At 63.5% G+C, this 20,144-nt stretch carries 20 protein-coding genes and 1 other RNA gene; 12 read left to right on the plus strand and 9 right to left on the minus strand.

From position 1 onward, the window contains the following. Positions 1-102: 102 nt before the first annotated feature. The 3 genes from ubiD (at position 103) to UW3_RS0104850 (ending at position 3,465) form a co-directional block, all read left to right on the plus strand. Complete coding sequence (ubiD, locus tag UW3_RS0104840; RefSeq protein WP_010221160.1) at positions 103-1,569, plus strand: 4-hydroxy-3-polyprenylbenzoate decarboxylase; 1,467 nt, start codon at positions 103-105, stop codon at positions 1,567-1,569. Continuing rightward, entirely contained in the window at positions 1,570-2,538 is a 969-nt protein-coding gene (locus UW3_RS0104845; RefSeq protein ID WP_010221161.1) for a CDP-6-deoxy-delta-3,4-glucoseen reductase, read from the plus strand. 276 nt (positions 2,539-2,814) lie between these two features. Next, positions 2,815-3,465 (plus strand): gamma-glutamylcyclotransferase, encoded by a 651-nt coding sequence (locus UW3_RS0104850; RefSeq protein WP_010221162.1) that lies wholly within the window; start codon positions 2,815-2,817, stop codon positions 3,463-3,465. A gap of 120 nt (positions 3,466-3,585) precedes the next feature. Here the strand turns inward: UW3_RS0104850 and UW3_RS0104855 are convergent, their stop codons facing one another. Then, positions 3,586-4,563 (minus strand): NADPH:quinone oxidoreductase family protein, encoded by a 978-nt coding sequence (locus tag UW3_RS0104855; protein WP_010221163.1) that lies wholly within the window; start codon positions 4,561-4,563, stop codon positions 3,586-3,588. Positions 4,564-4,719: 156 nt separating this feature from the next. On the opposite strand from UW3_RS0104855, the gene UW3_RS0104860 reads away from it, so the two are divergent. After that, complete coding sequence (locus UW3_RS0104860) at positions 4,720-5,124, plus strand: flagellar basal body-associated protein FliL (protein ID WP_010221164.1); 405 nt, start codon at positions 4,720-4,722, stop codon at positions 5,122-5,124. Here the strand turns inward: UW3_RS0104860 and UW3_RS0104865 are convergent, their stop codons facing one another. The 4 genes from UW3_RS0104865 to UW3_RS0104880 all read right to left on the minus strand — a co-directional run bounded on the left by UW3_RS0104865 (position 5,125) and on the right by UW3_RS0104880 (position 10,471). Beyond that, the gene (locus UW3_RS0104865) at positions 5,125-6,243 is read right to left on the minus strand and encodes an ABC transporter permease (protein ID WP_010221165.1); all 1,119 of its coding nucleotides are present in this window, start codon (positions 6,241-6,243) and stop codon (positions 5,125-5,127) included. Beyond that, positions 6,243-8,966, minus strand: a complete 2,724-nt coding sequence (rbbA, locus tag UW3_RS0104870) for a ribosome-associated ATPase/putative transporter RbbA (RefSeq protein ID WP_010221166.1) — start codon at positions 8,964-8,966, stop codon at positions 6,243-6,245. Before rbbA ends, UW3_RS0104865 begins: the two co-directional genes overlap by 1 nt. Continuing rightward, positions 8,963-9,928, minus strand: a complete 966-nt coding sequence (locus UW3_RS0104875) for an HlyD family secretion protein (RefSeq protein WP_036994894.1) — start codon at positions 9,926-9,928, stop codon at positions 8,963-8,965. Before UW3_RS0104875 ends, rbbA begins: the two co-directional genes overlap by 4 nt. 93 nt (positions 9,929-10,021) lie before the next feature. Further along, the gene (locus UW3_RS0104880; protein WP_010221168.1) at positions 10,022-10,471 is read right to left on the minus strand and encodes an EVE domain-containing protein; all 450 of its coding nucleotides are present in this window, start codon (positions 10,469-10,471) and stop codon (positions 10,022-10,024) included. Positions 10,472-10,649: 178 nt separating this feature from the next. Between UW3_RS0104880 and UW3_RS28965 the strand changes: the two genes are divergently transcribed. Next, complete coding sequence (locus tag UW3_RS28965) at positions 10,650-10,790, plus strand: hypothetical protein (protein ID WP_010221169.1); 141 nt, start codon at positions 10,650-10,652, stop codon at positions 10,788-10,790. Between the two features lie 18 nt (positions 10,791-10,808). On the opposite strand, the gene UW3_RS0104890 is transcribed toward UW3_RS28965, so the two are convergent. The 4 genes from UW3_RS0104890 to UW3_RS0104900 all read right to left on the minus strand — a co-directional run bounded on the left by UW3_RS0104890 (position 10,809) and on the right by UW3_RS0104900 (position 12,216). Then, positions 10,809-11,417 carry a 5-formyltetrahydrofolate cyclo-ligase gene (locus tag UW3_RS0104890; RefSeq protein ID WP_010221170.1) on the minus strand — a complete coding sequence of 203 codons (609 nt, stop codon included), beginning with the start codon at positions 11,415-11,417 and terminating at the stop codon, positions 10,809-10,811. Between the two features lie 79 nt (positions 11,418-11,496). Then, a non-coding RNA gene (gene ssrS / locus UW3_RS27940) (6S RNA) lies at positions 11,497-11,674 on the minus strand. An 18-nt stretch (positions 11,675-11,692) separates the two neighbouring features. Further along, positions 11,693-12,010 (minus strand): cell division protein ZapA, encoded by a 318-nt coding sequence (locus UW3_RS0104895; protein ID WP_010221171.1) that lies wholly within the window; start codon positions 12,008-12,010, stop codon positions 11,693-11,695. Continuing rightward, the gene (locus UW3_RS0104900; RefSeq protein ID WP_010221172.1) at positions 12,007-12,216 is read right to left on the minus strand and encodes a TIGR02449 family protein; all 210 of its coding nucleotides are present in this window, start codon (positions 12,214-12,216) and stop codon (positions 12,007-12,009) included. The genes UW3_RS0104895 and UW3_RS0104900 overlap by 4 nt, the downstream gene beginning before the upstream one ends. A 152-nt stretch (positions 12,217-12,368) precedes the next feature. On the opposite strand from UW3_RS0104900, the gene UW3_RS0104905 reads away from it, so the two are divergent. The 7 genes from UW3_RS0104905 to UW3_RS0104935 all read left to right on the plus strand — a co-directional run bounded on the left by UW3_RS0104905 (position 12,369) and on the right by UW3_RS0104935 (position 20,065). After that, positions 12,369-12,926, plus strand: coding sequence for a YecA/YgfB family protein (locus UW3_RS0104905; protein ID WP_010221173.1), 558 nt, complete (start codon positions 12,369-12,371; stop codon positions 12,924-12,926). A 22-nt stretch (positions 12,927-12,948) separates the two neighbouring features. Continuing rightward, positions 12,949-14,283 carry a Xaa-Pro aminopeptidase gene (gene pepP, locus UW3_RS0104910; RefSeq protein WP_010221174.1) on the plus strand — a complete coding sequence of 445 codons (1,335 nt, stop codon included), beginning with the start codon at positions 12,949-12,951 and terminating at the stop codon, positions 14,281-14,283. Continuing rightward, a complete protein-coding gene (gene ubiH / locus UW3_RS0104915) occupies positions 14,280-15,473 on the plus strand; it encodes a 2-octaprenyl-6-methoxyphenyl hydroxylase (RefSeq protein WP_010221175.1) in 1,194 nt (397 codons plus the stop codon). The genes pepP and ubiH overlap by 4 nt, the downstream gene beginning before the upstream one ends. Before the next feature lie 2 nt (positions 15,474-15,475). Beyond that, complete coding sequence (locus UW3_RS0104920) at positions 15,476-15,958, plus strand: DUF4442 domain-containing protein (RefSeq protein WP_010221176.1); 483 nt, start codon at positions 15,476-15,478, stop codon at positions 15,956-15,958. A gap of 9 nt (positions 15,959-15,967) precedes the next feature. Next, complete coding sequence (locus tag UW3_RS0104925) at positions 15,968-17,185, plus strand: 2-octaprenyl-3-methyl-6-methoxy-1,4-benzoquinol hydroxylase (protein ID WP_162471124.1); 1,218 nt, start codon at positions 15,968-15,970, stop codon at positions 17,183-17,185. A gap of 101 nt (positions 17,186-17,286) precedes the next feature. Further along, complete coding sequence (locus UW3_RS0104930; protein ID WP_010221178.1) at positions 17,287-18,288, plus strand: extracellular solute-binding protein; 1,002 nt, start codon at positions 17,287-17,289, stop codon at positions 18,286-18,288. A gap of 154 nt (positions 18,289-18,442) precedes the next feature. Further along, complete coding sequence (locus tag UW3_RS0104935; protein WP_010221179.1) at positions 18,443-20,065, plus strand: ABC transporter permease; 1,623 nt, start codon at positions 18,443-18,445, stop codon at positions 20,063-20,065. Positions 20,066-20,144: the final 79 nt, after the last annotated feature.

Consider the following 20,144-nt stretch of genomic DNA (forward strand, 5'->3'; position numbering starts at 1 on the left):
GACCCGGCTTTTTGCTATCTGTACTTTGGCTATTCTGAGCAGCCGAGTTCGGCGCTACACTCTGCAGCCCGACCGCTACGGCAGCCAATACGAGGCTTTTGCATGCAGTATCGCGATTTGCGCGACTTTATCCGTGGCCTGGAACAGCGCGGCGAACTCAAGCGCATCCAGGTGCCGATCTCTCCAGTCTTGGAAATGACCGAAGTCTGTGACCGCACCCTGCGCGCCAAAGGCCCGGCCCTGCTGTTCGAAAAGCCAACCGGCTTCGACATTCCAGTGCTTGGCAACTTGTTCGGCACCCCGGAACGGGTGGCCATGGGCATGGGCGCCGAGTCGGTCAGCGAACTGCGTGAAATCGGCAAGCTGCTGGCCTTCCTCAAGGAGCCCGAGCCGCCGAAAGGCCTCAAGGACGCCTGGTCGAAGCTGCCGATCTTCAAGAAGGTGGTGTCCATGGCGCCCAAGGTGGTCAAGGATGCGCCATGCCATGAAGTGGTCATCGAAGGCGACGATGTCGACCTCGGCCTGCTGCCGGTGCAGCACTGCTGGCCGGGCGATGTTGCGCCGCTGATCACCTGGGGCCTGACGGTTACCCGCGGGCCTAACAAGGACCGCCAGAACCTGGGCATCTATCGTCAGCAGGTGATCGGCCGTAACAAGGTCATCATGCGCTGGTTGAGCCACCGCGGCGGTGCCCTGGACTATCGCGAATGGTGTGAAAAGCACCCTGGCCAACCCTTCCCGGTGGCCGTGGCCCTGGGCGCGGACCCGGCGACCATCCTCGGCGCCGTGACGCCGGTGCCCGACACCCTCTCCGAGTACGCCTTTGCCGGCCTGCTGCGCGGTAACCGTACCGAGCTGGTCAAGTGCCGTGGCAGCGACCTGCAGGTGCCGGCCACTGCCGAAATCATCCTCGAAGGCGTAATCCATCCGGGCGAAATGGCCCCGGAAGGTCCATACGGCGACCATACGGGTTACTACAACGAAGTCGACAGCTTCCCGGTGTTCACTGTCGAGCGCATCACTCACCGCAGCAAGCCGATCTACCACAGCACCTACACCGGCCGTCCGCCGGATGAGCCAGCGATTCTCGGCGTTGCCTTGAACGAAGTGTTCGTGCCGATCCTGCAGAAGCAGTTCCCGGAGATCACCGACTTCTACCTGCCGCCTGAGGGGTGTTCGTACCGCATGGCGGTGGTGACCATGAAAAAGCAGTATCCAGGCCACGCCAAGCGCGTGATGCTGGGTGTCTGGTCGTTTTTGCGACAGTTCATGTACACCAAGTTCGTTATCGTTACCGACGACGATATCAATGCACGGGACTGGAACGATGTGATCTGGGCGATCACCACGCGCATGGACCCCAAGCGCGATACGGTGATGATCGACAACACACCGATCGATTACCTGGATTTCGCCTCGCCCGTGTCCGGGCTGGGTTCGAAAATGGGCCTGGACGCCACCCACAAGTGGCCGGGTGAAACCACGCGCGAGTGGGGACGGGTCATCGTCAAGGATGAAGCCGTCACCCGGCGGATCGATGAGCTGTGGCATCAGTTGGGAATAGACTAAATGCAGGTAACCTTGCAGCCGTCCGGGGCCGTACTGGCGCTACAACCCGGGGAAAGGATTCTCGATGCGGCGCGGCGCCTGGGCTACGACTGCCCGCAGAGCTGCCGCAACGGTAACTGCCATGTCTGTGCCGCGCTGCTGGTTGAAGGCCGGGTGCGCCAGGATGGCGTTGAACGTGATCATGGCGAACTGTTCACCTGTATCGCCGAGCCCCTGGAGGACTGTGTCTTGTTGTGGGATGGCGTGCTGGCCCTGGGCGAGCTGCCGGTACGGACACTGGCCTGCCAGCTCAGCGAATGTGTTGAAGTCGGCGGCGATGTCTGGCGCGTACGGCTGCGTGCGCCAGCCGGCAAGCCTCCGCGCTACCACGCTGGCCAGTACCTGATGATCGAGCGTGACAGCGGCGACAAGGCCGCTTTCTCGCTGGCCTCGGCGCCACACAGTGGCCGCGACCTCGAGCTGCATGTGCTGGCCCGTGAGAACAGCGCCCTGGAGCTGATTGCCCAGTTGCAGCGCACACGCATGGCGCGAATCGAAATGCCCTTTGGTGACACCCACCTGGCGCAATTGCCTGACGGCCCGCTGGTGCTGATCGCTGCCGGTACCGGCATGGCGCAGATGCACAGCCTGATCGAGCACTGCCGCGCCAGTGGTTTCAAGCACCCGGTGCACTTGTACTGGGGCGTACGTCTGCCGGATGACTTCTACCAGATCGAACACTGGGCCGAATGGCAGCACCTGCCCAACTTGTTCCTGCACAAGGTGGTCAGTGACCTGTGTGGCTGGGAGGGGCGTTGCGGTCTGCTGCACGAGGCCGTCTGTGAGGACATCAGCGACCTGGCGAGTGTGCATGTCTATGCCAGCGGCTCGCCGAACATGATCTATGCCACCCTCGATGCCCTGGTCGATGCCGGCATGGATGCGCATCAAATGCGCGCCGATGTATTTGCTTATGCGCCGCGCAATTGAATGAAGGAATAAGGCACGCTGCAACAGCGTGCCGGTTTAAATAACTGTCGGCACGGCCGTCGGTTATAAGCCACTTATTATTGCCAACACCGAAAATAACTTTCGCTACACTTGAAACAGTGCACCTGTTATCGCACCTGTCCGGCCATTATTGCCGCCGCAGGGCACCGGGGGCTTGTATTCCGGCGCTTATCTGCCGTACGGTAACTCTGTGCACAGTGCTTTGCCTTTATAGTGCGGAGCGTTGTTAATTCATGGGGAAGTGTGGCGACAGCTATGTCGGCGATCGAAACGGTATCTTTGAATGTGACCTATCCGCCGTTGCTTGATTTCGGCGAGCAATTAACCCGCGAGCAACTTGTACATTCGGTCCAGCACACCATGTCCCGGCATCAGGGTGGCCCGGTGTGGTTGTTTGCCTACGGTTCGTTGATCTGGCGTCCGGAGTGCAATGCCGTTGAGCGGCGGCGGGCACGGGTGCACGGTTATCATCGCGGGTTGTATTTGTGGTCCCATGAACATCGCGGCACGCCGGAGTGCCCGGGCCTGGTGTTCGGCCTGGATCGCGGCGGTTCGTGCAGCGGTTTCGCCTACCGCTTGCCGGACGACTGCCTGGAAGAATCGCTGCTGGCCTTGTGGCAACGGGAGATGCCTTACCCGGCCTATCGTCCGCACTGGCTCAATTGTCGTCTTGAGGATGGCAGCAAGGTCCAGGCCCTGGGCTTCGTACTCGAACGCCACTTGCCGTGCTACGCCGGCAACTTGCCGGACACCTTGCTCAGTCAGATCTTTGCCAGTGCCAAGGGCCGTTATGGCACTACCCGCGACTATGTCGAGCAGACCCTCGATGCCCTGCGCAGCCACGCCATGCCCGATCGTAATCTCGAGGCGCGGTTCCGGCGCTGTCATTCACTTCGGGAGGTTTGAGGCGGCAAGACCGGCTCCCACAGTGTCCAGTGTCTACCTTGAAGCGGTGGGCCTGACAAAGTCCCTTGTGGGAGCTGGCTTGCCAGCGATCGAGCGCGAAGCGGTCGCAATCCGCGGCCTTTAGGCCATGGTTACCACCAGCTTGCCCACCGCCTTGCGCTGCCCCAGCATCTCGATAGCCGCACCGGCTTTAGCCAGCGGGAAGGTCTGCGATACCAGCGGCTTGAGTTTGCCCTCGGCGTACCAGGCAAACAGCTGCTGGAAGTTCGCCGCATTGTCAGCCGGCTGGCGCTGGGCAAAGGCGCCCCAGAACACCCCGAGCACCGCTGCGCCCTTGAGCAGCGCCAGGTTTACCGGCAGCTCTGGAATACGCCCGCTGGCAAACCCGACTACCAGCAAGCGACCATTCCAGGCGATCCCGCGCACCGCTTGATCAAACAAGTCACCACCCACCGGGTCGTAGATCACATCAACGCCGTTACCGCCCGTCAGGCGCTTGATCTCGTCCTTGAGGCTGGCTTGGCCGTAGTTGATCAGCTCGTCGGCGCCGGCGGCCTTGGCTACGGCCAGCTTCTCGGCGCTGCTGGCAGCGGCGATCACCCGCGCGCCCATGGCCTTGCCGATTTCTACCGCCGCCAGGCCCACGCCGCCGGAGGCACCCAGTACCAGCAGGGTTTCCCCGGCCTTGAGCTGGCCGCGCTGGCTCAGGGCATGCATCGACGTGCCGTAGGTCATGCCGAAGGCCGCGGCGGTGGTGAAGTCCATCTGCGCCGGGATCGGCAGCACGTTATAGGCCGGCACCGCTACCTGTTCGGCAAAACTGCCCCAACCGGTCAGGGCCATGACCCGATCGCCAACCTTCAGGTTGCCGGCCTTTTCACCCACGGCACTGACCACGCCGGCTGCTTCGCCTCCGGGCGAGAACGGCAGCGGCGGTTGGAACTGGTACTTGCCTTCGATGATCAGGGTGTCGGGAAAGTTGACCCCGGCGGCCTGCACGTCGAGCAGGATCTCATTCTTCTTCGGCACGGGGCTGGCGACTTCTTCCAGAACCAGGTTTTGCGCCGGACCAAGGGCTTTGCACAACACTGCTTTCATCGGGACTATTCCTTTGCGCGTAGTGGCCGATAAGTGTAGGTGGGCGAGGTGCCGGGTCAACGAGCATGGCCCGCCCTGATAGGCCGGCATAAGCCCGGGCTTGGGTTTGACCGGTGCGCTGGGTATGCTGGCGCCAACTGTATGAGGAGCGAATTCGTGAAAGCGTGGATCTTGATGGTACTGGCGCTGATGCTGCCGATGGCGGCCCAGGCCGAGGAAGCCAAGGAAGGGGAGCCGAAGGTCTCCTACATTTCCCTTACCCCGCCTTTTGTCGGCAACTACGCCCTGGATGGCGGGCCGAAACTGCGCGTGTACAAGGCCGACGTGGCCCTGCGGGTCAACAGCGATGCCGCCGCCGCAGCGGTGCGTCATCACGAGCCGCTGATCCGCAATCAGCTGGTGGCCCTGTTCACCCAGCAGAACCTCGAGAGCATGAGCAATGTCGAGGCCAAGGAAAAACTGCGTCAGGAAGCCCTGAAGCAAGTCCAGCAGGTGCTCGAAAACGAAGAAGGCAAGCCGACCGTCGACGACTTGCTGTTCAACAACCTGATCGTTCAGTAATCAGGACGTCAGGCTGCGGCGAAAGCGCGCCAGGGCAATCGCGAAGAAGGCCAGGCCGATCGCGGCAAGTGCCGCAAGGTCCGGCCAGACCACGGGCAACCCGGCGTCGCGGAACAGGATGGCCGCACTGAGGCTGACGAAGTGGGTCGAGGGCGAGCCCTGCATCACCCACTGCAGCCATTGCGGCATGCTATCCAGCGGCGTGCTGCCACCCGAGAGCAACAGCATCGGGATGATCACCGGGATCGCCAGCAGGCCGAACTGCGGGGTCGAGCGCGCCAGCGTGGCGAGGAAGATCCCCAGTGCCGTGCTGGCGAACAGGTAGAGTGCGGTCACCGCCAAAAACAGCCCCAGTGATCCTGCCAGCGGCACCCCCAGCGCCCCTTTGACGATCACTTCCAGCGACACCCAGGTGCACAGCACCACCACCAGGGCGTTGCTGCCGATCTTCGCCAGCATGATTTCCAGGGCGGTCAGCGGCAGCACCAAGAGGTGATCGAGGGTGCCGTGTTCGCGCTCGCGCAGCAGTGCCGTGCCGGTCAGGACGATGGCCAGGATAGTGATGTTGTTGACGATCTGGATCACCGCCAGGAACCAGCCACCCTCAAGGTTGGGGTTGAACAGCGCCCGGGCGCTGAGCAGGGCCGGGCTGCCGGCAGTCGCCGAGCCCTGGTTGGCGTAGTCGAGCAGTTCGCGCTCGACGATCCTGCCGATGTAGCCGGCACCCATGAACGCCTGGCTCATGGCCGTGGCGTCGACGTTGACCTGCAGCTCTGGTGAGCGCCCGGCCAGCAGGTCGGTCTGGAAGTTCACCGGCACGTTGATCACGAAGGTGTACTGGCCGCTGTCCATGGCCTGGTCGAGCTGGTTGTAGGCCAGTGGCACGGCGCGCTGGAACTCCGGCGGTTGCAGGGCTTCGGTGAGCTTGCGCGATACCAGGCTATGGTCTTCGTCGATCACCGCGACGCTGGCGTTGTGCACGCCGATCACCGAACCCGCTGCCGGCATGTAGATCGCCACGCTGAAGGCGTACAGCAAAAACAGCAGCAATACGCTGTCATGGCGCAAGCTGGTCAGCTCCTTCAAACCCAGGCGCAGGGTGTGTGCCAGACGATGCATCAGACCTCCTGCTTCTTCAGCATGGCCAGGCTCAGGCCGGTGAAACCAATAAAGAACCCCAGCAGCGCCAGGCACTGAGGCCAGAGTTCGCGCAGGTCCAGGGCCTTGGTGAAGGTGCCGACGGCGATATCGAGAAAATACCCGGCCGGGAACAACTGGCCCATCAAGGCCGCAGCACCCTCGAGCGAAGAGCGCGGCACGATCAGCCCGGAGAACTGGATGGTCGGCAGGCTGGTGATGATCATGGTGCCGAGGATCGCGGCGATCTGGGTGCGGGTGAACGCCGAGATCAGCAGGCCCAGGCTGGTGGTCGCCAGCAGGTACAGCAAGCCGCCGCAGGCCAGGGCCAGGGCGCTGCCTTTGAATGGCACGCCGAACAGCCAGCGGTTCATCGCCACCAGCAGCGCCAGGTTGATCAGGCTCACCGCCAGGTATGGCGCCTGCTTGCCGAGCAGGAACTCCAGGCGCGTCAGCGGCGTGGCGTAGAAGTTGGTGATCGAGCCCAGTTCCTTCTCGCGCACGATACCCAGCGCGGTGAGCATCGCCGGAATGAAGGCAAGTATCAGCGCCATTACCCCGGGGCCGATGGCATTCACGCTGACCACATCCTGGTTGTAGCGAAAGCGGGTTTCCAGGCGCACCGGGCTTTGCCCTGGCTGAGCCTTGCTGCTCAGCGCCGCCAATTGCTCAAGGTTGGCCTGGTGCACGGCCTCGACATAGTTGCGGCTGGTTTCGGCGCGAAACGGCATGCCGCCATCCAGCCAGGCCGCCACCACTGGCTGGCGCCCGGCGTGCAGGTCGCGGCCGAAGCCTGGCGGAATCTCCAGGGCCAGTTTGATTTCCGAGCGCTGCAGGCGTTTGTGCAACTGCGCGGCATCGTCGATCGGCGTCTGCTCGGCGAAGTAGCGCGAGCCGCGAAAGGCCTCCAGATAGGCACGGCTTTGCGGGCTCTGGTCCTGGTCATACACGGCGAAGGCGAGGTTCTCCACGTCCAGGGAAATGCCATAGCCGAAGATCACCATCATGAACAGGGCGCCGAGCAGGGCAAACGCCAGGCGCACTTTGTCTCGCAGCAGTTCCTTGCCCTCACGGGTGGCGACGGCGAACAGGCGCTTGAGGCTGAAACCTCGGCGCATGTGCAACGGCGTCGCCTGGGCTGGCGTGTCGAGTTGAGCGCTGGCAGTTGGCGCTTCGCCCGCGCCCTGCGCCTGTTCCAGGCAGGTGACGAAGGCGTCTTCCAGGGTCTGGCCGGCAAATTGCTGTTGCAGCGCCGCCGGGGTGTTGCAGGCCAGGACCTTGCCGGCATGCATCAGGGAGATCCGGTCGCAGCGCAGGGCTTCGTTCATGAAGTGGGTGGAGAGGAAAATCGTCACCCCCTGATCCCGCGACAGCTCGATCAGCAGGCGCCAGAAGTCGTCGCGGGCGGCTGGGTCGACGCCTGAGGTGGGTTCGTCGAGGATCAGCACTTCCGGGCGGTGCAACACCGCCACTGCCAATGACAGGCGCTGGCGCAGGCCCAGGGGCAGGGCGCCGGACTGCTGGTCGGCGATGGCGCCAAGATCGAAGCGCTCGATCAACTCGGCGATACGCGGACTGCTCTCGGCCTTGGGCAGGTCGAACAACCGTGCGTGCAGTTCCAGGTTCTGCCGCACGCTGAGTTCGCCATACAAGGAGAAACTCTGCGACATGAAGCCGACCCGCTTGCGCGTCGCCAGGTCCTTGGCGTTCACTGGGCGGCCGAGTAGCGTGGCGCTGCCTTCGCTGGCCGGCATCAGGCCGGTGAGCACCTTCATGGTGGTGGTCTTGCCGCAGCCGTTGGAGCCGAGAAAACCGAAGATTTCGCCTCGGCCGATGGCGAAGCTGACCTTGTTCACGGCGGTGAAATCACCGAAGCGCAGGGTCAGTTCGTGGGCTTCGATGGCGATCTCGGCATCGCCGTTATCATGGGGTGGTATCACCAAGGGTTGTTGGCTGCGCTGGCGGTTGCCCTGGAAGTGGGTGAAGGCGTCATCGAGCTTGTGACTGGCGGTGGCGGCGGCCAGCTCTTCGCTCAAGCCCGCAGCGATCAGTTGGCCGCGATCGAGCATCAGGCAGTGCTCGAACTGTTCGGCCTCTTCCATGTAGGCGGTCGCCACCAGCAAGGTCAGTTGCGGGCGCTCCTGGCGCACCTGTTCGACCAGCTCCCAGAAGCGTCGACGCGACAGCGGGTCGACGCCGGTAGTGGGTTCGTCGAGGATCAGCAAGTCCGGTTCGTGGATCAGCGCGCAACACAGCCCGAGCTTCTGCTTCATGCCGCCAGACAACTTGCCCGCCGGGCGTTCGGCAAAACGCAGCAGGTCGGTGGCCAGCAGCAGGTTGTGCATGCGCTGCTCGCACTCCCTGGCGCCAAGGCCGAACAGGGTGGCGAAGAAGCGGATGTTCTCGCTGATCGACAGCTCGGGGTACAAGTTGTTGCCCAGCCCTTGAGGCATGAAGGCGATGCGCGGGTACAGGCTGTTACGGTGGCGGCGCTGGCGGATCGAGCCGCCGAGCACCTGCAGCTCGCCGCTCTGCAGCTTCTTCACCCCGGCGATCAGCCCGAGCAGGCTCGACTTGCCGGCGCCATCCGGGCCGATCAGGCCGCAACGGGTGCCCGCCGGCAGGCTGAAAGCGATGTCTTGCAGGGCACTCAGCCCAGCGTAGCGGTGGCTGATGCCCTCGGCCTGCAGCGCCAGCGCGCTCATTGCAGGTTGGCCGGCCAGTCCACTTTAGCGGTGCGCACATAGCCGGCGCCCGGCATGCCGGGTTTGGCCTGGGGCACAGCGCTCGGTTCGGTCAGGCGCAGCTTGACCCGGAACACCAGCTTCTGGCGCTCGTCACGGGTTTCCACCTGTTTGGGGGTGAACTGCGCCTTGGCTGCGACGAAGGCAATCTTCGCAGGCATTGCCTGGTCGGGCAGGGCGTCGAGCACGATGCGCGCCTGGTCGCCAACGGTCAGGCGGCCGGTGGTGGAGGCGGGCAGGTAGAGGTTCATGTACTGATCGCTGGGGTCGATCAGCATCAGTACACGACCGCCGGCGCCGAGCACTTCACCCGGTTCGGCCAGGCGTAGCTGGATCACGCCGTTGATCGGCGCGCGCAGGCTGCTGTCGTCGATCTCGCTGGTCAGTTGCGCGACCTGGGCTTCGGCGGCGCCGATGGCGGCCTTGATCGCGGCCAGTTGTGCACGGGCGGCGACGACTGCGGAGTTGCTGGTGTCGTAACGGGCCTGTTGCTGGTCGAGCAGTTGCTGGCTGGCGTATTTGCGCTGGAAGATTTCGCGCACGCGCTTGAGCTCCTGGCTGGCCAGCAGTTGCTCGCTCTGGCGCAGTTGCACGGTGGCCTGGGCGGCGGAGTAGTTTTCCCGGGCGCGCAGCACTTCGGCTTCGGCCTGGCTGCGTTGGGCTTCGAGGGTGCGGGTGTCGATGCGGGCAAGCAACTGGCCCTGTTCGACCGTGTCGCCTTCGTCGACCAGCACTTCGGCCAGGCGCCCGGGGATCTTGCTGGCGATTTGCACTTCGGTGGCTTCGAGCCGGCCATTGCCCATGCTCAAGCCTTCGGGCAGGCGGTCATGCAGGGATTTCCAGTAGCCCAGGCCGCCAGCGGCCAGGAGCAGGGCGATCAAGGCGCCGGCGAAGAGTTTGGGCGTGTGTTGGCTCATCGACATGGTTGGGCATCCTGCTGCATTAACGTCAAATTGTGACGTCGCACCGGTCCTGGTGCGTTGATGTTCGTCAAATGAGCGGCAATCCTACCCTCTTTAACGCAGTGCGAGTACCGCTGCCCATTGTTCGGCGGTTACCGGCATCACCGACAAGCGGCTGCCTTTCTGTACCAGCGGCAGTTCGGCCAGGGCGGTTTGTTGCTTGAGGTAACCCAGTTGCAGGACCTTGCCGAAGGTTTCGACGTGGGCGACGTCCACGGCGCTCCAGGGGTTTTTCTCGTCGTTGGCCTTGGCGTCGAAGTAATGGCTTTGCGGGTCAAGCGCGGTAGGGTCCGGGTAGGCCGCGGCGCTGATCCGGGCGATGCCGGCAATGCCCGGTTCCGGGCAGCTGGAATGGTAGAAAAAGAACTGGTCACCGACCGCCATGGTGCGCAAGAAGTTACGCGCCTGGTAATTGCGCACGCCATCCCAGCGGGCTTCGCCCAGCCGCGCGAGGTCCTTGATCGAGAGTTCGTCGGGCTCGGATTTCATCAGCCAGTAGGCCATGGGTGGTGCTCCAGACAATGTTTGAAATAACCTGTTTCAGGAAACCGACGGTCGGTTGGCGTCAACGTTTGCGTGTCGCCTCAGGTTGTCGGAGAATGCGCGCATTTTAAGCTTGACGCTGCTGCAACAACAAAATCGTTGCTGACAACGTGATCAGTTTGCCTGAGGGGGGCAATCGATGAATCGCAAACCGGATTTGCTCTGGATTCTGGTGTTTCTGTTCGGTTTGGGTGTTGTCACTACCGGCTATGCGCAAAGCCTTTGGGAACGCAAACTCGACGCCCCCTACGAAGTACCGGTCAATCCGCAACAGCGTTGATTGCTTTGCTGGCGCCCATCACGCGGGTGCCAGGTACCAGCCACGGTCCGAGACCGTCCCCTGCAGCGGCACATCCCAACTGGCTTGCGCCAGTCGCTCAACCTTCTGGCATTCATGCGCCAGGCCCAGCAGCAAGGGCTTCTTCCAGGCTTTGCGGCGAGCCTGATAGGCCAGGCTGCGGTCATAGAAGCCGCCGCCCATGCCCAGCCGGCCACCCACTTCGTCAAACCCCACCAGCGGCAGCAGGATCAGGTCCAGCGCCCAGATCGGCCGTTGCCGGGCCAGGCTGATGTGCGGCTCGGGGATGCGGAAACGGTTGGGCCGCAGCTTCTCGCCGGCGTCGATGCGCTGAAAGACCATCTTGGTTTTTGGCCAGGCGTGCAGCACCGGTAGATAGGTGTGCTTGCCGCGGCGCTGAGCTTCGCGCATCAACAGGCCTGGGTCGATCTCGCAATCGTTGGGCAGGTACAGGGCAATATGTCTGGCCCGGCGAAACAGCGGGTGCTGCGCGAGCTGGCGGTACAGGCCACGGGCTGCCTGACGTTGCTCGGCCGGCGTCAAGGCGCGGCGGGCGTCACGTAGCAGGCGGCGAAGTTGGGGGCGGGTAAGCGGCGCGGTGTCGGTCATGGCACGGGCGGTCCCAGAGAGGGCTGCCACCTGTGGGTGACAGCTCGATTGCCCGCGCAGAAGGGCGGGCAAAGAATTCAGGCTCCCCGACGAACCGCTGTCGGTGTAGCCCTTGAACCCGAAAGTTCAAGGTGGAGATTGCAGGAGGCGTTAAGGCTTTCCGTCAAGCGGACATGCACACCGGCCCCACGTGCAACCCCCGTGGTTGTGCGTATCGGCTCAGGGACATGACCGACTGGCAAGCACTCCAGGGAGTGGCGCAAGTATACCGACACTCAACCCTTTTTTGAATCTTGATCGTCGGCCAATGCCTGATCGACCCGCTCGAGCAGGTCGCGCACCTGTTCACGGGTGGCGCCGCCCGCCGGCACATCCGGACGTTCCTGGTTGTGCAGCAGGTCGTGGGTGATGTTCAGCGCGGCCATCACGGCAATCCGGTCGGCGCCGATGACTTTGCCGCTGCTGCGGATCTCGCGCATCTTGCCGTCCAGGTAGCGCGCGGCGCTGACCAGGTTGCTGCGTTCTTCCGGCGGACAGATGATCGAATACTCTTTGTCGAGGATCTGAACGGTGACGCTATTGCTTGAGCTCATGAGTCTTGCTCCAGGGCCTTGAGTCGCAAAATCATCGATTCGACCTTACGCCGGGCGATTTCATTTTTTTCGATGAGGTGGGCGCGCTCTTCGCGCCAGGATTTTTCCTGAGCTAATAAGAGTGCGTTTTGCCGTTTTAGTTGCTCGACCCGCTCAATCAGCAGTTCGAATCGGCCCATCAGCGCTTGCAGATCGTTCTCTTGCATTGGTTGCCACTCGATTCGGTCGTGCGGGTGGTTGCCCGGTTTATGCCCTGGCCGGCTCGGAGTTGGCCGCGTCGATGGTCTTGGCGCGCCTGCCGGTGCTAGGATACAAGGTCTTCATTCTAGTCATTGCGCCGTCTGGCGCCTAGTTGCCCATGCCCAATACCAATTCGCCGTACACCGCTTTCGCCACCTTGCTCAGCAGCAACGGGCATCCTGTTTCCCCTGCCGAACTGCACGGGCTGTTGCTCGGGCGCAGTTGCGCCGGTGCCGGCTTCGATGCCGAGGCATGGTTGGCCGATGCTGCGCACCTGCTGGAAAACGATCCGGCAGACAACGTTCGTAACGCTTTGATCGGCCTGCAGGAGATGGTCAAGGGCGAACTCGCCGGTGACGATATCACTGTCGTGTTGCTGCTGCCCGGTGATGAAGCGCCATTGGCCGAGCGGGCTGCTGCTCTGGGCGAGTGGTGCAAGGGCTTCCTGTATGGCTTCGGCTTGAACTCGGCTGGCCTGACCCTGAGCGGTGAAGCCAAGGAAGTCCTGCAGGACCTGGATGCGATCTCCCAGGTTCAGGACGCCCTGGAAGAATCCGAAGACGGCGAAAACGACTATATGGAAGTCATGGAATACCTGCGCGTCGCCCCGCTGCTGCTTTACACAGAACTGGCAAAACAGCCGGTCGAGCCTGCGGCCAAACCTTCGCTGCACTGATCAACCAGGACTGCCACTGCCCATGAGCCACATCCCCAAGTCGGAATACGCCCGTCGACGCAAGGCGCTGATGGCGCAGATGGAACCCAACAGCATCGCCATCCTGCCCGCCGCCGCGGTTGCCATCCGCAACCGCGACGTCGAGCATGTGTACCGCCAGGACAGCGACTTCCAGTACCTGAGCGGCTTCCCCGAGCCCGAGGCGGTGATCGCCCTGATCCCCGGGCGCGAGCACGGTGAATACGTGTTGTTCTGCCGCGAGCGCAATCCCGAGCGCGAGCTCTGGGATGGTCTGCGCGCCGGCCAGGAAGGGGCGATCCGCGACTTCGGCGCTGATGATGCCTTCCCTATCACCGATATCGACGACATCCTCCCCGGCCTGATCGAAGGCCGTGACCGGGTGTATTCGGCCATGGGCAGCAACCCCGAGTTCGACCGTCACCTGATGGAGTGGATCAACGTGATCCGTTCCAAGGCGCGCCTCGGCGCCCAGCCGCCGAACGAATTCGTTGCCCTGGATCATCTGCTGCACGACATGCGCCTGTATAAATCGGCGGCGGAAGTGAAGGTGATGCGCGAGGCCGCGGCGATTTCCGCGCGTGCCCATGTCCGGGCGATGCAGGCTTGCCGCGCCGGTTTGCGCGAGTACAGCCTGGAAGCCGAGCTGGACTACGAGTTCCGCAAGGGTGGAGCGAAGATGCCCGCCTACGGCTCGATCGTCGCCGCCGGGCGCAACAGCTGCATTCTGCATTACCAGGAGAACGACGCGCCGCTCAAGGACGGTGACCTGGTGTTGATCGACGCCGGTTGCGAGATCGACTGCTACGCCAGTGACATCACCCGTACCTTCCCGGTCAGCGGGCGTTTTTCGCCGGAGCAGAAGGCGATCTACGAGCTGGTGTTGAAAGCCCAGGAAGCGGCCTTTGCGGTCATCGCCCCGGGCAAGCACTGGAACCACGCCCACGAAGCCACGGTACAAGTGATCACCGAAGGCCTGGTGGAGTTGGGCCTGCTCAAGGGGCAGGTGCAGGAACTGATTGAAAGCGAAGCCTACCGGGCCTTCTACATGCACCGTGCCGGGCACTGGCTGGGTATGGATGTGCACGATGTCGGCGAGTACAAGGTCGGCGGCCAGTGGCGGGTGCTCGAGCCGGGCATGGCCTTGACCGTGGAACCGGGCATCTATATCGGTGCCGATAACCAGAGTGTCGCGAAAAAATGGCGCGGCATCGGTGTGCGAATCGAGGATGACGTAGTGGTAACCAAGCAGGGCTGTGAAATCCTGACCTCAGGCGTACCCAAGACGGTCGCCGAAATCGAAGCCTTGATGGCTGCCGCGCGCAGTGCAGCGGCATGAGCCGGGTCAATCTGGCAATCATTGGCGGCGGCCTGGTCGGCGCCAGCCTGGCCCTGGCCCTGCAGGCCGGGGCCAAGGCGCGTGGCTGGAAGATCCTGCTGATCGAACCCTTTGCTCCCGGTGATAGTTTTCAGCCGAGCTATGACGCACGTTCTTCGGCGTTGTCCTTCGGTACCCGACAAATCTATGAACGTTTAGGGTTGTGGCAACCGATCAGCCGTCGCGCCGAGCCGATCCGCCAGATCCAGGTCTCCGACCGTGGCCGTTTTGGCGCAACGCGCCTGGATGCGTTGGAAGAAGGCGTGCCAGCGCTCGGCTATGTGGTCGAGAACGCCTGGCTCGGTCAGTGCCTGTGGCAGGGCCTGGACGCCGAAGTGGTGAGCTGGCGCTGCCCGGCGGAAGTCACCGCCATGCAGGCGCTGGAGGATGGCTATCGACTGGCGCTCAACGACGACACCACGCTCGAATGCGACCTCGCGGTACTGGCCGATGGTGGCCGTTCCGGCCTGCGCGAGCAACTGGGCATTCATGTCAGCCAGCGGCCGTACAACCAGAGCGCACTGATCGCCAACATCACCCCAAGCGAAGCCCATTGCGGCCAGGCCTTCGAGCGCTTCACCGACGAAGGGCCGATGGCCTTGCTGCCGCTGCCGGAAAACCGCTGCGCGCTGGTCTGGACCCGCGCCGGGATGGACGCCAAGCGCCTTGCCGAGCTGGACGAGCGTAGCTTTCTCAGCGAACTGCAGGACGTGTTTGGCTACCGCCTGGGCACCTTGCGCCAAGTCGGTGCCCGGCACCTCTATCCGTTGTCGCTGATCGAGGCCCAGGAGCAGGTGCGCCCGCACCTGGTGGTACTCGGTAACGCCGCTCACAGCCTGCACCCGATTGCCGGGCAGGGTTTCAACCTGTCACTGCGCGATGTGCAGTCGCTGGCCGAAGGCTTGCTGGCCAATCCCGGCTTGCCAGGTGACTTTGCCACCCTGCAGGCCTACCGCGAGCGCCAGCGCCTGGATCAGGACCTGACCGTGGGCTTCTCCGATCGCGTAACCCGCCTGTTCGGCAGTGCCCAACCGCTGGTGGCGACCGGCCGCAACCTGGGCCTGCTTGGCCTCGACTTGCTGCCCCCGGCCAAACGCTGGTTCGCCCGCCAGGCCATGGGCCTGGGCACCCGTCCGGACCCGCGGAACTGAACATGAGCGACCCGCGCAAACTGGCCCGGCGAGCGCGCAGGCTGCGCTGGCTGCTGAACCTCTACCCGCCGTACCTGGGCGCGGGCATCCGCGTGCTCAGCGTCAGCCCCGACCTGCGCCACATTCGCGTGCGCATGGGCCTGCGCTGGTTCAACCGCAACTACGTCGGCACCCAGTTCGGCGGCAGCCTGTATTCGATGGTCGACCCGTTCTACATGCTCATGCTGATGGAACTGCTCGGGCGTGAGTACATCGTCTGGGACAAGGCCGCCAGCATCGATTTCGTGTCCCCGGGCAAGGGCCCGGTGTTCGCCGAACTGCGCATCGACGATGCCCTGCTTGATGACATCCGCCAGCACACCGCCGGCGGCAAAAAGTACCTGCCACGACTTCAGGTCGATATCCGCGACGCTGCCGGTGAGCTGGTGGCGCGGGTCGACAAAACCCTTTACGTGCGGCTCAAGCCGCAAGCGAGACAGGCTTAAGGCATGGAAATGCGCGCAGATCTGTTGATTGTCGGTGCCGGTATGGTCGGCAGCGCTCTGGCCCTGGCGTTGCAGCACAGCGGCCTGGAAATCCTCTTGCTCGATGGCAGCCCGTTGTCGATCAAGCCCTTTGACCAGCAGTCGGCATTCGAGCCGCGGGTCAGCGCCTTGTCGGCGGCCAGCCAGCGCATCCTCGAGCGCCTGGGCGCCTGGCAGGGGATCGGCGAACGGCGCTTGAGCCCCTACTCGGACATGCGTGTGTGGGACGGCAGCGGCACTGGCCAGATCCATTTCTCGGCCGCCAGCGTGCATGCCGAGGTGCTCGGCCATATCGTCGAGAACCGGGTGGTGCAGGATGGCCTGCTGGAGCGCCTGCACGACAGCGAAATCGGCCTGCTGGCCAATGCCCGCCTGGAGCAGATGCGCCGCTCCGGCGACGACTGGCTGCTGACCCTGGCCGACGGTCGCACCTTGCGTGCGCCGTTGGTGATCGCCGCCGACGGTGCCAACTCGGCGGTGCGCCGCCTGACCGGCTGTGAGACGCGCGAGTGGGATTACCTGCACCACGCCATCGTCACCAGCGTGCGTTGCGCCCAGCCCCATCAAGCGACTGCCTGGCAGCGCTTTACCGACGAGGGGCCGCTGGCGTTCCTGCCATTGCTGCGCGATGGTCAACAGGATTGGTGCTCGATCGTCTGGTCGACCACGCCGGAACAGGCCGAGCACCTGATGGCCTTGAGCGACGAAGCGTTCTGCGCCGAGCTTGAGCGCGCCTTCGAAGGGCGCCTGGGCGGCGTGCTGCAGGCCGACCCACGGGTTTGTGTGCCGCTGCGCCAGCGTCACGCCAAACGCTACGTGGCCGAAGGCCTGGCGTTGATCGGCGATGCTGCACACACCATTCACCCGTTGGCCGGGCAAGGCGTCAACCTTGGCTTTCTCGATGCTGCGGTACTGGCCGAGGAGCTGCAGCACGCCTACGAGCGGGGCGAGCGCCTGGCCGATGTTCGTGTGCTAAGCCGCTTCGAGCGTCGGCGCATGCCGCACAACCTGGCGCTGATGGCGGCGATGGAAGGGTTCGAGCGCCTGTTCCAGGCTGATCCGCTGCCGCTGCGCTGGCTACGCAACAGCGGCCTGAAATGGGTCGAGCAACTGCCTGAAGCCAAAGCCTTGTTCGTGCGCCAAGCCCTGGGCTTGAGCGGTGATCTGCCGGAACTGGCGCGGGCCTGAGGTTTCGCAACATCTGGTAACTCCTCCTTTGTGAGTTCAGTTGAGAAGGCAAATAGGATTAACTACCATTTGCGCCTCTCTTGAACTCCGAGGACCGCACCATGTTGCCACGCAAGCACGTACTGGCCGCTCTGGCTCTGACCCTGTTCGGCACAGCCGCCCAGGCGGCGGACGAGGTGGTGGTGTATTCCTCGCGCATCGACGAGTTGATCAAGCCGGTGTTCGACGCCTACACCAAAGAGACCGGGGTGAAGATCAAGTTCATCACCGACAAGGAAGCGCCGCTGATGCAGCGCATCAAGGCCGAGGGCAAGAACGCCACCGCCGACCTGCTGCTCACCGTCGATGCCGGCAACCTCTGGCAAGCCGAGCAGATGGGCATTCTGCAGCCGATCAAGTCAGACATCATCGACAAGAACATCCCGGCCCAATACCGCGCCTCGTCCCATGACTGGACCGGCCTGAGCCTGCGCGCGCGGACCATCGCCTACTCCACCGACCGGGTCAAGCCCGAAGAGCTGAGCACCTACGAGGCGTTGGCCGACAAGAACTGGGAAGGGCGCCTGTGCCTGCGCACGGCGAAGAAAGTCTATAACCAGTCGCTGACCGCCACCCTGATCGAAACCCACGGCGAGCAGAAGACCGAAGAGATCATCAAGGGCTGGGTCAACAACCTGTCCACTGATGTGTTCTCCGATGACACCGCCTTGCTGCAGGCAATCAACGCCGGCCAGTGCGACGTCGGTATCGTCAACACCTACTACTACGGCCGCCTGCACAAGGAAAACCCCAAGCTGGCAGTCAAGCTGTTCTGGCCTAACCAGGCCGACCGTGGCGTGCACGTCAACCTTTCGGGTATCGGCCTGACCAAATACGCGCCGCATCCTGAGGCGGCGAAGAAGCTGGTCGAATGGATGACCGGTGAACACGCACAGAAGATCTTTGCCGGCGTGAACCAGGAGTTCCCGGCCAACCCGGCAGTGGCACCTTCCGAAGAAGTGGCCGCCTGGGGCACGTTCAAAGCTGACACCATCCCTGTGGAAGTGGCCGGCAAACGCCAGGCCGAAGCCATCCGCCTGATGGATCGGGCTGGCTGGAACTAAGCACAAGGCTATATCCTTTCGGGGCCCTATCGGGCCCCAATCGCTGGCAAGCCAGCTCCCACAGGGATAGCGGTGCTCTCTTTTCACTGTGGGAGCTGGCTTGCCAGCGATCGACCGCAACGCGGTCGCAATCATTCCCATAGAGATTTCACTTTTGGCCCACCCCGCCCAACGCCGTTGGTACCCACTGGTCTTCGCCATCGCCGCCCTGGTGCTGCTGCCGCTGAGCGTGCTGCTGTTGTCCTGGCAGGCGGTCGACATGCAGATCTGGTCGCATCTGCTCGACACCCAGATGAGCCGGCTGCTGGGTAACACCCTGACGTTGATCCTCGGTGTGGGCGTCGGCGTGTCGGTGCTGGGGGTGAGCCTGGCCTGGCTTACCAGCCTGTGCGAGTTCCCCGGGCGGCGCTGGCTCGACTGGGCCCTGATGCTGCCCTTCGCGATTCCGGCCTATGTGTTGGCGTTCGTGTTCGTTGGCCTGCTGGATTTCGCCGGTCCGGTGCAAACCCTGCTGCGCGAGTGGTTCGGGCCCATGCGCTTGCCACGGGTGCGCTCCACCGGCGGGGTGATCACCGTGCTGGTGCTGGTGTTTTACCCGTATGTCTATCTGCTGGCGCGTAACGCCTTCCTGGCTCAGGGCAAAGGCCTGATGGAAGCGGCAAGGGTGCTGGGGCTTTCACCCTTGCAGGCATTCTGGCGGGTCGCCATGCCCATGGCACGGCCGGCCATCGGCGCCGGGGTGGCGCTGGCGTTGATGGAGACCCTGGCGGATTTTGGCGCAGTGTCGGTGTTCAACTTCGACACCTTCACCACCGCCATCTACAAGACCTGGTACGGCTTCTTCAGCCTCTCCAGTGCTGCCCAGCTGGCCAGCCTGCTGTTGTTGGCGGTGATGCTGGTGCTGTACGGCGAGCGTCGTGCCCGTGGCGCCGTGCGCAGTAGCAACGAACGGCCGCGGGGCAAAGCGCTGTATCACTTGCATGGCATCAAGGCGCTGGCCGCCAGCAGTTGGTGCCTGCTGGTATTCGCCTGTGCCTTCGTCGTGCCGATGCTGCAGTTGTTGGTGTGGTTCTGGCAGCGCGGGCGTTTTGATCTCGACGAGCGCTATGCTGGCCTGATCCTGCATACCCTCTATCTGGGCGGCATGGCGGCGCTGATTACCGTCTGTGTTGCCCTGGTGCTGGCGTTTGCCCGGCGACAGGCGCCGACCTCGGGAATTCGTGCAGGCGTTGGCCTGGCCAACCTGGGCTATGCCTTGCCTGGCTCGGTGTTGGCGGTGTCGATCATGCTGGCTTTCAGTTACCTCGATAATCAGGTGGTGGTGCCGTTGTCCAGCTGGCTGGGTGGCGCGGGCAAGCCGCTGCTGCTCGGTAGCCTGTCGGCTTTGCTGCTGGCCTATCTGGTGCGTTTTATCGCTGTGGCCTACGGCCCACTGGAAAACAGCCTGGGGCGGATTCGTCCATCTTTGCCGGAAGCGTCCCGTAGTCTCGGCGTGAGTGGCCCAAGATTGTTTTTCAAGGTGTATCTGCCCTTGCTGGTACCCGGTGCATTGAGCGCGGCGCTGCTGGTGTTCGTCGACGTGCTCAAGGAAATGCCGGCCACCCTGCTGATGCGCCCGTTTGGCTGGGACACGCTGGCGGTACGGGTGTTCGAGATGACCAGTGAGGGCGAGTGGTCGCGGGCTTCGCTGCCGGCGCTGACCCTGGTGCTGGTCGGCCTGTTGCCGGTCATCGGCCTGATTCGACGCTCGGCGCAGCACCCGGGTCAAACGCGCTGAGGGTGTAAGCCTGCGAGCTTGCGGCTACAATGCGCGGCATTCGCTGCGGCCGGTCCTACAGACCGGGTAGCTGCAACGC

The sequence above is a fragment of the Pseudomonas donghuensis genome (genome assembly GCF_000259195.1).
Classification (GTDB): Bacteria; Pseudomonadota; Gammaproteobacteria; order Pseudomonadales; family Pseudomonadaceae; genus Aquipseudomonas; species Aquipseudomonas donghuensis.

Coding starts and splice junctions, on each gene's coding strand:
- UW3_RS0104920 (WP_010221176.1), top strand. CDS start 15,476: ATGAGCGACCCGCGCAAACTGGCCCGGCGAGCGCGCAGGCTGCGCTGG.
- ubiH (WP_010221175.1), top strand. CDS start 14,280: ATGAGCCGGGTCAATCTGGCAATCATTGGCGGCGGCCTGGTCGGCGCC.
- UW3_RS0104880 (WP_010221168.1), bottom strand. CDS start 10,471: ATGGCCTACTGGCTGATGAAATCCGAGCCCGACGAACTCTCGATCAAG.
- pepP (WP_010221174.1), top strand. CDS start 12,949: ATGAGCCACATCCCCAAGTCGGAATACGCCCGTCGACGCAAGGCGCTG.
- UW3_RS0104905 (WP_010221173.1), top strand. CDS start 12,369: ATGCCCAATACCAATTCGCCGTACACCGCTTTCGCCACCTTGCTCAGC.
- UW3_RS0104855 (WP_010221163.1), bottom strand. CDS start 4,563: ATGAAAGCAGTGTTGTGCAAAGCCCTTGGTCCGGCGCAAAACCTGGTT.
- UW3_RS28965 (WP_010221169.1), top strand. CDS start 10,650: ATGAATCGCAAACCGGATTTGCTCTGGATTCTGGTGTTTCTGTTCGGT.
- UW3_RS0104900 (WP_010221172.1), bottom strand. CDS start 12,216: ATGCAAGAGAACGATCTGCAAGCGCTGATGGGCCGATTCGAACTGCTG.
- UW3_RS0104925 (WP_162471124.1), top strand. CDS start 15,968: ATGCGCGCAGATCTGTTGATTGTCGGTGCCGGTATGGTCGGCAGCGCT.
- UW3_RS0104845 (WP_010221161.1), top strand. CDS start 1,570: ATGCAGGTAACCTTGCAGCCGTCCGGGGCCGTACTGGCGCTACAACCC.
- UW3_RS0104850 (WP_010221162.1), top strand. CDS start 2,815: ATGTCGGCGATCGAAACGGTATCTTTGAATGTGACCTATCCGCCGTTG.
- UW3_RS0104895 (WP_010221171.1), bottom strand. CDS start 12,010: ATGAGCTCAAGCAATAGCGTCACCGTTCAGATCCTCGACAAAGAGTAT.
- UW3_RS0104890 (WP_010221170.1), bottom strand. CDS start 11,417: ATGACCGACACCGCGCCGCTTACCCGCCCCCAACTTCGCCGCCTGCTA.
- rbbA (WP_010221166.1), bottom strand. CDS start 8,966: ATGAGCGCGCTGGCGCTGCAGGCCGAGGGCATCAGCCACCGCTACGCT.
- UW3_RS0104930 (WP_010221178.1), top strand. CDS start 17,287: ATGTTGCCACGCAAGCACGTACTGGCCGCTCTGGCTCTGACCCTGTTC.
- UW3_RS0104865 (WP_010221165.1), bottom strand. CDS start 6,243: ATGCATCGTCTGGCACACACCCTGCGCCTGGGTTTGAAGGAGCTGACC.
- UW3_RS0104875 (WP_036994894.1), bottom strand. CDS start 9,928: ATGTCGATGAGCCAACACACGCCCAAACTCTTCGCCGGCGCCTTGATC.
- ubiD (WP_010221160.1), top strand. CDS start 103: ATGCAGTATCGCGATTTGCGCGACTTTATCCGTGGCCTGGAACAGCGC.